The sequence below is a fragment of the Rhizobium aethiopicum genome (assembly GCF_900094625.1).
Classification (GTDB): Bacteria; Pseudomonadota; Alphaproteobacteria; order Rhizobiales; family Rhizobiaceae; genus Rhizobium; species Rhizobium aethiopicum.
In genome coordinates this window covers 1-7,946 of record NZ_FMAJ01000047.1, presented here as the reverse complement: position 1 = coordinate 7,946, position 7,946 = coordinate 1, and the positions used below count along the sequence as shown (strand labels likewise).

Genomic DNA, 7,946 nt, shown 5'->3' with positions numbered 1-7,946 from the left:
TCCGCTATGCCACCTCGCGTCGCTCCATCTTCGAACGCTTCCTTACCGACGGCCGCATCGAGCTCGACAGCAACATCGTTGAGCGTGCCATTAGGCCCCAGACGATCACGAGAAAGAACAGTCTCTTCGCCGGCAGCGATGGCGGTGGAAGGACCTGGGCGACTATCGCCACGCTCCTTCAGACGGCGAAGATGAACAACGTGGACCCGCAGGCTTGGCTCACCCAAACACTTGAGCGGATCGCCAACGGCTGGTCGAGCAGCGATCTCGATGCACTCATGCCGTGGAATTACGCGCGCTGAACGGTCTCAGCTTGCCGCTTACCCTGCAGCGTCCGGTTCATCCGCTCGACACGGCCTTTGGCCTGGCTGGAGTTTGCACAGAGAATCTCGATATTTAGCTCCGAGAGTGCCCGCCCGAACTGGGTCATGCCCTGGCCACCCTTGGCATCCTTCTTCGTCACCCGGAACACCGAGTGCTTGTCGGAATAAAAGGCGATCGGCGCCCCGTGCTGCTTCAGATAAAGCTCAAGTGCGTCGAAATAGCTGAAGGCGCTTTCCGAGCGCACGAAGCGCAGCTGCATCAACCGGCCCGTCGCATCATCGACGAACACCAACAGCGAGCACGGATCTCCACGATCTTCGAACCAGCGATGCTCGGACCCGTCGATCTGTACCAGATCGCCATAGGCTTCGCGCCGCAACCGCGGTTGATGAAACGTCCGCCGCTGCTTGCGTGACAGCCACAATCCGGCCTGCGTCATCCAGCCGCGCAACGTCTCGCGCGACACACGCAAGCCATCGCGCTCGGCAAGCTTCTCGGCCGCCAGCGTCGGACCGAAATCCGCATAACGTTCACGAACCAGCGTCACCGCATAATCGCGAACACCATCGCTGATCCGGTTGTTCGACGGCCGGCCGATCGCCTTGTGGCGGATCGATGCCGCACCGGTCGTTCTGATGCGATCCAACAGCCGCCGCACCTGGCGCTCGCTGAGAGCAAGCACATGCGACGCCGACACCATCGTCATCCGCCCGTCGGCAACCTTCGACAAAACCTCGATCCGCTGCAGGTCACGCTCGCTCATCGCAATCAGTCCCATCCGCTTGTCTCCCGCGCCATCAAACGCGGGGAGAGTGACATTCCAACTTTGCAGAAACAGGACACTTCAACTTTGCGCCTACAGCACCAAATAGCATAATCAACGTTATGGAACTTTACGCTGAACCGGCCGCGATAGTTACAAGCAGGTCCTTGGCATCGATCTGGTCGCCGGCTTTGACGAGAACTTCGGCGATCGTGCCGTTCTCCTCGGCGTGAATTGCCGTTTCCACCTTCATCGCTTCGGTCGACACCAGCACATCGTCGGCATTGATCGCCTGTCCGGGCGACATAAAGACGCGCGAGATGGCGCCCGGCATCGGTGCGCCGACATGAGCGGCATTGCCGGGTTCGGCCTTGGGTGCGAAGACGGCGGCCGGTGACGCTGAGGAATTTTGCGAGCTCTTGCTGTTGGTTCCTCGCGGACCCGAGCCGCATCTCGTTGTGCACCTAACCGGCTCGGCTCACGTGACAACAAACACAAGAACATCTGGTTGTTTCTATCAAGTTTGGCGCAGGAGGCGCAGGAGGAAAATCAACATGACTGTCGCGGCTAGGCCCATGATTGCCAAAGCGTATAGGCCTGTAGAAAAACCTCCGGGCTGACTACGGAGATACCCTATAACGAACGGCCCCACAAATGCTCCTAGGTTCCCGAGTGAGTTAATGAATGCGATCCCGCCGGCGGCAGCGGAGCCACTAAAGAAGCAGAAGGCAGCGCCCAAAGGGTCCCTTGCAACCCAATATGCCGCGCATGAGCATCCCTCGCCAGAACCCGTCAGGGCCGGGTTGATCTACCGTACGGCCGGGGCAATACTCCAGGATTGGCTTAGCTCCTCCGATGCGTCAAAATTCCGCTTGATGAGTGCCATATCAAGGCATAACCAATCGGCCATTCTCCGATTCCCGGAGAATTGCCGGACATGACTTGGAGCAGGTGCCATTTCTCCGCAGCCATCCCGGATATTGCAAAAGGACCGATACCATGTGCTTTGAATGCAATTCCTCCCCACTCAGCCGTCGCTCCCTGCTGAAATTTGCCGGCATCGGAGGCGTGGCCGTCATGACTGCAGGCTTTGACATGACCATGCCGGCATTCGCCTCGAACGCTCCCGCCCTCCTGCCGGATGAAGCACTGGCAAAACTCCAGGAAGGCAACAAGAAATTCGTCACCGACACGGAAGCCTGCGCCGCCAATATTTCCAAGCGCCGGCAGGACGTCGCCAAGAGCCAGGCACCTTGGGCGATCGTGCTGACCTGTTCCGACAGCCGTGTCGTGCCGGAACTTGTATTCGGCGGGGTGACGCTCGGCGAACTCTTCGTCGCCCGCAATGCCGGAAACGTGGTCGACACCGATGTGCTCGGCACGATCGAATATGGCACCGAACATCTGCATGCGCCGCTGATCGTCGTCATGGGCCACAAGCGTTGCGGGGCGGTCTCCGCCGCCTGCGAGGTCGTGTCCAAGGGCACCAAGCTCGATGGCTCAATCGGCAAGATGACCCAGCCGATCCTGCCCGTGGCTTTGGCGGAGACCGATCGCGGCGACAATTTTGTCGACAAGACCGTCCATGCCAATGCCTTCAACGGCGCCGAGCGCATCCTCACCGAAAGTGCGATTGTTTCTCGCCTGGTCGAGGAAGGCAAGGTGAAGATCGTGCCCGCCTATTATGATCTCGATACCGGCGTGGTCGATTTTCTGCACAAGGTCTGACCTACGAGGCGACTTCATGTTGCCGACGGCTATCCGCGGGCGCCTCGTCGCGTTCGCGGAACCATAGTCGCTGATGACCCTTGCCGCCCGCAGCATCACCCGGCGGGTTACGCGGGCCGGAGCTGAGGTCGCGAGCTGGCTGCCTGGGCGACGCTCTTCTGGAAATTTCCGACCATACGCCTGCGCAATTTGGTGAGCTCAATCGACAGGTCCGACAGCTGCGCGATGACATCTATCGGAACCTGGGCAGCTGGGCCGCGCCCTCCTGAGCCAGTACAAGGACATAGGCGTCGCTCGTTTCAAAGAACGCGAGACAATCGGCCTCCGGCAGGATCTCAACAAGATCAAGACGGCGAAACCGCCTGTGGAGCTTGAACGCAAAGGCGCGATCTGGGTTCAGCCAACCCTATTCGCTGAATCGAGTATCGCGCCTGGAGGCATAACGGAAAACTACGGCATCGAAACTGGCCGCATTGATCGAAGATTGGTACGAACCGTGAAATTGACGTAAGCGACAAGCTGACCCCATCTGGCGTCAGTAGCGTTGGCCGCTGTATTGCGGACAGACGATTCACAAACTGTGAGCTTCTATGTCTGCGCCTAGCTCTGGAACTAGAAACTTCCATATGATCGAGGCTGTTCCGGAACGGCTTGAGGGCGCCCCACGGCAATTTCGGCGCCGCTGGTCCGATGATTTTAAAGCGCGGGCTGTGGCTGAGGCAATGGAGCCCGGCGCAAGCGTCTCAGCCATTGCGCATCGCATCGGCATACATCCCTCGCAGCTATTTGGCTGGCGTCGTGATGCTCGTGACGGACAACGATCTACCTCGCAAATCGGGCTGGTCAGACGGAGACTGGGACGATTGGCACACGTGCGATGATCGAGCTTATCATCGGCGACGTCGTTATCCGGGCCGACGCAGATATCGGCGAAGCACACCTGCAGCGGGTGATCCGAGCGGTGCGGTCGGCATGATCCCGTCCGGCGTGAAGGTCTTTCTTGCGAGCCATCCCATCGACTTCCGAAAGGGGCCGGACAGCTTGCTTTCGCTGGTACGGGATGCTGGCAGTGATCCGTTCAACGGTGCACTTTATGTCTTTCGGGCCAAGAGAGCAGACCGAGTCAAGATCGTGTGGTGGGATGGCTCCGGCGTTTGCCTCTATGCGAAGCGGCTGGAAAAAGCCCAGTTCTGCTGGCCCCGGATCGGCCATCATCGCGTCCAGCTCAATCATGCCCAGCTTCTGGCTTTAGTCGACGGAATGGACTGGAAGCGGGTTCGATCCACGCCGGTGAAGCCTCCCGAGATTGTTGGGTAAAACCGCTGCGGCGAAGTGAATCAGGTCCCTGAAAGCATGGGCGGAGCGCGGCAAAATATGCTCTGATCATACCCATGACGCGGCCCGAGATTGAGCTCCCGGATGATGTAGAGGCTCTCAAAGCCATGGTTCTTGCCATGGCCGCAAAAGCAGCCCGCGTCGAGGCTTTGGAGAAGCAGGTTGACGATCTAGAGGCCCGCAACGCGGACGCCGATGAGCGCATCGAGCGGCTGACGCAGATCCTGAAGGCTTTCGATCGCGCCCGATTTGGCCGACGCTCGGAAAGGCTTGCATCATCCACCGTCGATGACGAGCAGCACGCCTTTGTCTTCGAAGAGATCGAGACCGGCATTGCGACGATCAAGGCTCAGGTCACGAAAGGCCGCGGTAGCGCGGACAGCAAACGCGCTCCGCGGCCACGCAAGGGCTTTGCGCCTCATCTTGAGCGCGTCGAGGTCGTGATCGAACCGGAAGAGCTTCCAGAACATGCAGGTAAGACCAAAATCCTGATTGGAGAAGACGTCTCCGAGCGGCTGGATGTCGTGGCAGCGAAGTTCCGTGTCATCGTCACCCGTCGGCCGAAGTATGCCTTTAGGAACGAGGATGGTGTCGTCCAGGCGGCGGCTCCGGCACATATCATCGAAGGTGGCATTCCAACGGAAGCACTTCTGGCCCAGATCGCCGTTTCCAAATATGCCGACGGGCTGCCACTCTATCGCCAGGAAGCCATCTACGCACGCGACAAGGTCGAACTCGACCGCAAGCTGATGGCTCAATGGATGGGCAAGCTGGGGTTCGAGCTCAATATCCTCGCCGACTACATCCTCGATGAGATCAAGAAGGCCGAACGGATCTTTGCCGACGAAACGACCTTGCCCACACTTGCACCTGGTTCCGGATCAGCGAAGACGGCATGGCTATGGGCGTATGCCAGGGATGACCGGACTTTTGGGGGCAGCGGTCCACCGATGGTAGCCTATCGCTTCGAGGACAGTCGAGCCACCGAGTGTGTCGCACGACACCTGAGCGGCTATCGTGGAATCCTGCAGGTCGACGGATATGCCGCTTATAACAAGCTCGTCCGGAAAGATGGAGGCAATGACAGCGCCATCCTGGCCGGCTGTTGGTCGCACAGCCGGAGAAAGTTCTACGAGTTGCATGTCGCAAAGAGCTCGAAGGTCGCTACAGACACCGTCGAGCGTATGGCGAGGTTATGGGAGATCGAGGAGCGTGTGCGCGGCCAAAGCCCTGAAGCTCGTGTCGCTGCACGCCAGGAGATCTCCGCAGCGATCGTCCGTGACCTCTTCACTCTCTGGCAGGCGACCCTGCCACGGGTCTCTGGAAAATCCAAACTCGCCGAAGCTCTGCGGTATGCCATCTCGCGTCGAGACATCTTCGAGCGCTTCCTGACCGACGGCCGCATCGAACTCGACTCCAACATAGTCGAGCGAGCAATCAGACCCCAAGCGATCACGAGAAAAAATAGTCTATTCGCTGGAAGCGACGGTGGCGGCCGGACTTGGGCGACCATCGCGACGCTCCTGCAAACGGCAAAGATGAATGCAGTCGATCCGCAAGCTTGGTTGACCCAGACGCTTGAGCGCCTTGCGAATGGATGGCCCAGCAGTGAAATCGACGCGCTCATGCCATGGAACTACGCCGCCTGAACGGCCACGGCTTGTCGCTTACAAATTGACGCATGGTGGCTGGAAAAAACGCCGAGCTATGCATCCGGTTCGAGGATCACGCCCGCTATGGAATGCCTGCGATACAGGGCTCCAAATTCGGTTCAAAATCCTAATCCGCCCACTCAGGATCGGTTGTAAAGGCGATGGTGAGCCGACGACTCGGACCCTCGTTACCAATCGCGAGCCCGATTTCGTCACGGATCTTATCCCATTCCTGCAATTTCCTCGCCGGGAGGTCCTCTGAGACAACGAAATGTAGCTCGATTTGCCGGCCTCGGCCGACCCGGGCCACATAAGCCCGGTGGGATATGAATCCATGTCGTTCGATGATTGTTTTGGCGACCGCGTCAACTTGTTGTTTGAGATCTAATGGCGTAACAAGCAGTATGTCGGCGAGCGCTCGCCGAACCGTGCCCGCCGGAATGGGAATGATCACAATGCAGATTAATGCCAGCGCGACCGGGTCAATAAACGGCGAGATCCATTCGTAAGAAGACCCCTGAATGAAATATCCGATGGCAAACGCGACGAGTAACCCGATCGTTAGCCCGGCGGACATCAGCCAAGCTTTCGTATCCAGGGCAACGAAATCAGATTTGATCTTACGATTAGCTCGATCACCAATAACCCCCATGGTGGCTGTCACACCGAGTGTTACGACGGAGTAGACGATCGCTTGACTAAAGTTGAGCGGACGTCCCCCATGCAAAATGCTGCCGATTGCGTTGACAAGTGCGTAAACAGCCGACCCGGTTATGAGAATGCCGTTGAGAGCCAAGACTATGGGCTCAAGATGCCAGAACCCCATCGTGAAATGCTCGATAAGTTTTCCTTTGCTGGAGGGCGCTTCGGATGACGCGATGAGCTTTGTAACAAGCAGAGCTACGACAGTCATAGCAGCGTCCGTCAATGCGTAGACACCATCGAATATGATTGCGAACGAACCTGAAATGATCCCGAACAAAATGCCGATGCAGGCAAGGAGGATGGTAACGGCAATTGAAACGCAGAGAAGCCCCTGCTCCGTTCTCATGAAATTCATAGGCTCAGCCTTATAACTTACGTTTCTTTATGGTCCTCTGGACGCGGTACAGACCATCCAATTCAGCTACTGAAGCGAGCACATCCACTTTTGGATCAAGGTACCTTTTTAAATTCAAATGCTGACCTCTCCTGTCCAGTGGGCTCGCATGAGCGTCTTTCACATACCTGGCCACAAGACAAAATCGCCTCGCTGTGTTCTGGCAGTGCGGCCTCGACTATCTAAACAAGGGCCAATTTTGCTTTGCAGGTAAAGCGGGGCTGGACATGATGCACGACACGGAAGGAAGCATGAACATAGTCCAGCACTTCGCTGACGGTCTCGCCGCCGCGAATGAAGTCGGAGCCACCACAGATAGGGCATGAGCAGGCCACCTGTTACACGTCATCATGGCACGGCCGAGGTTGCAGAGCTTGCGCGGCGATAGGGCTCTCGACGCATCCACGTCATCCGGCAGGTTCGAATTCCGTTGACTCATGGTTGGATCTGATTTGATGAGAGGCGTTCCAAAGAACGCCGAGGTTTTCGCCCTCATGATAGGCTGTGGCTGACACCACGTTCTAGTCTAGCGATGATCGGATCGTCGAGCCCTTTGGCGACTCCTGTAATTACGGCTGGATTGCCAGATGGAAAAGAGCAGGCTTGCGATATACGCCCACTGAAGAAGCAACAAACTAGCCACCATTGCAACGATGACTTCGTGGATGGAATGCCAGACGAAGTAACTCGTTAGTGCCTTCGCCCAGACGACGAGCAGCAGGAGGCCGCAAAAGATTGTGAAACGCAACACCGTTCTCCTGATTTGTTCGCGAGATTGCGCAGCAATGTCGTCTGCGGCAACGAGAGTCTGGCAGTTCTTCAGGCGGCAACCGCCGCGTGGTTGAGAGCCATGATCATGCCAGTGAGCTCACCATCGAACTCTCGTTCTGGCCATTGCAAATGCTGAGATTTTGGCAGCGGCGGCGCGGGACTGCAGCTTGCGGACCTTCTTCAGCTGCTCCACAATGTCTGACATGATCTCTTTCCTCGAAAATTGATTTCATGATGCCCGCGCCACGTCGGGATAGGTTTCGATAACTTCAAT

7 protein-coding genes and 2 pseudogenes are annotated in these 7,946 nt (G+C 57.6%); 5 read left to right on the top strand and 4 right to left on the bottom strand.

Annotated features, from left to right (window positions below; translation table 11 throughout):
- A partial coding sequence (locus GA0061105_RS31915) for a transposase domain-containing protein (protein WP_141130273.1) occupies nt 1-302 on the top strand: 302 nt, incomplete at its 5' end.
- A 17-nt stretch (nt 303-319) separates the two neighbouring features.
- On the opposite strand, the pseudogene GA0061105_RS31910 reads toward GA0061105_RS31915, so the two are convergent.
- A pseudogene (locus GA0061105_RS31910) lies at nt 320-1,102 on the bottom strand (ISNCY family transposase); the annotation flags it as partial.
- A gap of 115 nt (nt 1,103-1,217) precedes the next feature.
- A pseudogene (locus GA0061105_RS31905) lies at nt 1,218-1,466 on the bottom strand (biotin/lipoyl-containing protein); the annotation flags it as partial.
- A gap of 620 nt (nt 1,467-2,086) precedes the next feature.
- On the opposite strand from GA0061105_RS31905, the gene GA0061105_RS31895 reads away from it, so the two are divergent.
- From GA0061105_RS31895 to GA0061105_RS31875, 4 genes are all read left to right on the top strand, one after another.
- Nucleotides 2,087-2,815, top strand: a complete 729-nt coding sequence (locus GA0061105_RS31895; protein ID WP_029532496.1) for a carbonic anhydrase — start codon at nt 2,087-2,089, stop codon at nt 2,813-2,815.
- Between the two features lie 590 nt (nt 2,816-3,405).
- Nucleotides 3,406-3,696 (top strand): transposase, encoded by a 291-nt coding sequence (locus tag GA0061105_RS34175; protein ID WP_077989901.1) that lies wholly within the window; start codon nt 3,406-3,408, stop codon nt 3,694-3,696.
- 91 nt (nt 3,697-3,787) lie between these two features.
- Complete coding sequence (gene tnpB, locus GA0061105_RS31880) at nt 3,788-4,132, top strand: IS66 family insertion sequence element accessory protein TnpB (RefSeq protein ID WP_003592504.1); 345 nt, start codon at nt 3,788-3,790, stop codon at nt 4,130-4,132.
- 74 nt (nt 4,133-4,206) lie between these two features.
- Nucleotides 4,207-5,799: an IS66-like element ISRle3 family transposase gene (locus GA0061105_RS31875; RefSeq protein ID WP_016737534.1), complete on the top strand. Its 1,593-nt coding sequence runs from the start codon at nt 4,207-4,209 to the stop codon at nt 5,797-5,799.
- A gap of 130 nt (nt 5,800-5,929) precedes the next feature.
- Here the strand turns inward: GA0061105_RS31875 and GA0061105_RS31870 are convergent, their stop codons facing one another.
- Both GA0061105_RS31870 and GA0061105_RS34170 read right to left on the bottom strand, forming a co-directional pair.
- On the bottom strand, nt 5,930-6,862 hold the full coding sequence (locus tag GA0061105_RS31870) for a cation diffusion facilitator family transporter (protein WP_012489540.1): 933 nt from the start codon (nt 6,860-6,862) through the stop codon (nt 5,930-5,932).
- A 221-nt stretch (nt 6,863-7,083) separates the two neighbouring features.
- Nucleotides 7,084-7,170, bottom strand: coding sequence for a hypothetical protein (locus GA0061105_RS34170; RefSeq protein ID WP_237350514.1), 87 nt, complete (start codon nt 7,168-7,170; stop codon nt 7,084-7,086).
- Nucleotides 7,171-7,946 lie beyond the last annotated feature (776 nt).

Coding starts and splice junctions, on each gene's coding strand:
- GA0061105_RS31895 (WP_029532496.1), top strand. CDS start 2,087: ATGTGCTTTGAATGCAATTCCTCCCCACTCAGCCGTCGCTCCCTGCTG.
- GA0061105_RS34175 (WP_077989901.1), top strand. CDS start 3,406: ATGTCTGCGCCTAGCTCTGGAACTAGAAACTTCCATATGATCGAGGCT.
- tnpB (WP_003592504.1), top strand. CDS start 3,788: ATGATCCCGTCCGGCGTGAAGGTCTTTCTTGCGAGCCATCCCATCGAC.
- GA0061105_RS31875 (WP_016737534.1), top strand. CDS start 4,207: ATGACGCGGCCCGAGATTGAGCTCCCGGATGATGTAGAGGCTCTCAAA.
- GA0061105_RS31870 (WP_012489540.1), bottom strand. CDS start 6,862: ATGAATTTCATGAGAACGGAGCAGGGGCTTCTCTGCGTTTCAATTGCC.